This window comes from Streptomyces spongiae (assembly GCF_009377185.1).
Taxonomy (GTDB): domain Bacteria; phylum Actinomycetota; class Actinomycetes; order Streptomycetales; family Streptomycetaceae; genus Streptomyces; species Streptomyces spongiae.
In genome coordinates, this window is sequence record NZ_VJZC01000873.1 from 1 (window position 1) to 2,932 (window position 2,932).

The following is a 2,932-nucleotide window of genomic DNA, read 5'->3' on the forward strand; positions in this document are numbered from 1 at the left end:
TCGCCGTGGACGCCGACGAGGACGACGTCACCCCGCACCTCACCGGCGGTGTGTCCCTCGCGGCGGTCAACGGCCCCTCCTCGCTTGTGCTGTCGGGCACGGAGGAGGATGTTCTCGCGGTCGCCGCTGCTCTGCCGGGCCGGCGCAGCACCCGGCTGCGGGTCTCCCACGCCTTCCACTCGCCGCTGATGGACCCCATGCTCGATGAGTTCCGTGCGGCGATCTCGGGTCTGCGCTTCGCCGAGCCGCGTATTGCGCTCGTCTCGAACCTTTCCGGGGACCTCGCCGTTCCGGACTCGGTGGACTACTGGGTCCGCCACGTCCGCGAGACCGTCCGGTTCGCCGACGGCGTGCGTACGCTGGCCGCGCAGGGCGTCACGCGCTTCCTGGAGATCGGCCCCGACGGCACCCTCACCGCCCTCATCGAGCAGGCCGCCCCCGACGACGCCGTCGCCGTGCCCGTACTGCGCAAGGACCGGCCCGAAGAGACAGCCGCGCTCACCGCCCTCGCCCACCTCTTCACCCACGGCGTGCCCGTCGACTGGCCGGCACTCTTCACCAACACCCGCGCCCGCCTCACCGACGCCCCCACCTACCCCTTCCAACACCAGAACTACTGGCCCGCAGTCACCGCCTCCCTCCGGGACGCCGCCGCGCTGGGCCTGGAGCCCGTCGGGCATCCGCTGCTCGGCGCGGTCGTGCCGTTGGTGGAGTCCGACGGAGTGGTCCTCGCCGGCCGCCTCTCGGCGGGTACGCAGACCTGGCTCGCCGACCATGAGGTGCACGGCCGCGTTCTGCTGCCGGCAACCGCGTTCCTGGACCTGGTGGTGCGTGCGGGTGACGAGGTCGGGTGCGGCCGGGTCGAGGAACTGTCCCTCGGCGCGCCGCTGACCCTCGGTCCGCGTGAGGGCATGCGGATCCAGATCGCCGTCGGCGCTCCGGACGAGGACGGCCGCCGCTCCGTCGGCGTCCACTCCCGCCCCGACACGTCGGACGAGAACCTGCCATGGACCCAGCACGCCTCCGGCACGCTGGCTGCGGACGAGGGCTCCCCGCAGGCACTCGACGCCTCGGCGTGGCCGCCCGCCGAGGCGCGGCCCGTGGATCTCGACGGCTTCTATGAGACACGGGCTGAGGACGGTTTCGCGTACGGCCCGGTCTTCCAGGGTCTGCGCGCCGCGTGGCGTCGTGGCGACGAGGTGTTCGTCGAGGCCGAGCTGCCCGAGCATGTTCCGACCCGAGGATTCGGGCTGCACCCGGCTCTCCTGGACGCCGTTCTCCACGCCGCCGCGTTCGTCGGGGCGGAGACCGAGGGCGCGGGCAGCCTGCTGCCGTTCGCCTGGGAGGGCGTGTCCCTGCACGCGACCGCCGCGTCCACGGTGCGGGCCAAGCTGGCGCGTACCGGTACGGGCGGCATCGCCGTGACCGTGGCCGACCAGGACGGGAACCCGGTCGCTTCGGTGAGCCGTCTGACCGTACGCCCGGCCGACGACCGTCTGTCGACGGGCCGCACGAGCGGTCATCTCTACCGGCTCGCGTGGACTCCGGTCGCCGCGTCGGAGCCTTACGCCGCCCCGCTCGCCGTCGTGGGGGAGGACACCGCAGGGCTGGCCGAGGCATTGAGCGCCACCGCGTACGCCGACCTCGCCTCCATGACCGACCCATGCCCTGGCGTTGTCCTCGCCGCCGTCTCCGGCGACACCACTTCTGGTGACGTCGTCACAGTGCTGCACGACGCAACGGCACGCGTACTGCGGCTCGTTCAGGAGTGGCTCGGCCAGGGGCTCGGCCAGGACAGGCACCCTGACGCACGCCTCGTAGTGACCACCACAGGTCTGCCCGATCCGGTCCTCGGCGCTGTACGCGGCCTGCTCCGCACGGTGCAGAACGAACACCCCGGGCGCGTCGGCCTGGTGTCCTGGCCGACCGAGGACGAGATCGACGCCGACCTGCTGCGCCGGGCCCTGACTCTCGACGAGCCTGAAACAGCCGTGCGGAACGGCCGACTTGAGGCCCCACGGGTGGTGCGGGCCACCGCGCCCACCGACTCGGTCGCCCCCTGGAACGGTGCAGGACCGGTCCTGGTGACCGGCGGCACCGGCGGCCTCGGCGCGGTCCTGGCCCGGCATCTGGTGCGGGTGCACGGCGTGGGCGAGCTGGTGCTGCTGTCGCGGCGCGGTGCGGACGCGCCGGGCGCGTCCGAACTCGTCGCCGAGCTTGAGGAGTTGGGTGCGGCCCGGGTCGACGCGGTGGCGTGTGACGTCTCCGACCGTGACGCGCTGGCCGACGCCCTGGCCGGGCGGCGGATCTCGGCCGTCGTCCACGCCGCCGGCGTGCTCGACGACGGACTGGTCGGCGGCCTGACCGCCGAACGCCTGCACGCCGTACTCGCCCCGAAGGCCGACGCGGCCTGGTACCTGCACGAACTCCTGCCCGACGTCCGTGCCTTCGTTCTCATCTCCTCGGCCGCCGGTACGTTCGGCGGCACCGGACAAGCCAACTACTCCGCCGCCAACGCCTTCCTGGACGACCTCGCGGACCACCGGCGCACGCTCGGCCTGCCCGCCACATCACTCGCCTGGGGGCCGTGGGACCTCGACGGAACCGGCATGACCGGTGACCTCACCCCCGCCGAACGCGACCGCCTCACCCGGACCGGCTTCCCCGCCGTGACCCAGGAGCAGGGACTCAGGCTCTTCGACGCTGCCATCACCTACGACGAGCCCGTCGTCCTGCCCATCCCACTCGATCTGCGCACGATCCGCGACCGCGGCGACGTGCCATCCATGCTGCGTGGCCTGACAAGGTCGCGACGTCGGGTGGTTGCGGGGGGTGGTCTGCTTCAGCGGCTCACTGGTCTGGACGAGGTGGAGCGGGGGGAGGTGCTGCTGGATGTGGTGCGGGTGCAGGTGGCGTTGGTGCTGGGTCACGA

At 72.7% G+C, this 2,932-nt stretch carries 1 protein-coding gene; it reads left to right on the plus strand.

Annotated features, from left to right (window positions below):
* The coding region (locus FNH08_RS48070) for an SDR family NAD(P)-dependent oxidoreductase (RefSeq protein ID WP_152778209.1) at positions 1-2,932 on the plus strand (2,932 nt) is incomplete at both ends.